At 71.5% G+C, this 818-nt stretch carries 1 protein-coding gene; it reads left to right on the forward strand.

The genetic code is table 11. The annotated features are described in order from the left end of the window. Positions 1–570: tetratricopeptide repeat protein (locus C892_RS29840; protein WP_040685655.1), on the forward strand; the 570-nt coding region annotated here is incomplete at its 5' end. Positions 571–818: the final 248 nt, after the last annotated feature.

Genomic DNA, 818 nt, shown 5'->3' on the forward strand with positions numbered 1-818 from the left:
GCCCACGCGCTCTTCCAGCTGACCGGGGACGACCACAGCGAAGCCGTAGCGTGGAACAACCTCGGTCAGGCGCTGCAAGGGGTGCGGCGGTTCGAGGAGGCCATCCACGCCCACACCCACGCCCACGCGCTCTTCCAGCAGACCGGGGACACCCGCGACGAAGCCAAGGCGTGGAACAACCTCGGCCTGGCGCTGCGGGAGGCGGGCCGGTTCGAGGAGGCCATCCAGGCCCACACCCACGCCCACGCGCTCTTCCAGCTGACCGGGGACGACCACAGCGAAGCCGTGGCGTGGACCTACCTCGGATCGGCGCTGCAAGGGGTGCGGCGGTTCGAGGAGGCCATCAACGCCCACACCCACGCCCACGAGCTCTGCCGACGGGTCGGGGACGCCCGCAGCGAGGCCGTGATGTGGCACATGCTCGGCCTGGCGCTGCGCGAGGCGGGTCGGCTGGAGGAGGCGGCAGGGGCGCTGGAGCGTGCTGTGGAGCTGTTCGCTCAGAGCGGCGACACGCACGGTGTCCGGGTTGTAGGGGAGCTGCTCGCCGAGGTCCGCCAAACCAGGGCCTGACGGGGTCCGAAAGCACCGCCGCCGATTCGGGCATTTCGGGCACTACCTGGCCCCCGATAAGTGGGCCTTACCGGGGTTGAGGCAACCGATGTTGACGCCTTCAGGGGGAGATGGGGGGCTACCCCTGTCCGGCCCCGGTCTCGCGCGCCCGCCGCAACCACTCCTCGGCCTCACCGGCGCGCCCCGCCTCCTTCAGCAGCACCCCGAGGTTGAACATCGCGCCGCGGTGCCCGGCCTCGGCCCCCTTG

The sequence above is a fragment of the Nocardiopsis baichengensis YIM 90130 genome (assembly GCF_000341205.1).
GTDB classification, from domain to species: domain Bacteria; phylum Actinomycetota; class Actinomycetes; order Streptosporangiales; family Streptosporangiaceae; genus Nocardiopsis_A; species Nocardiopsis_A halophila.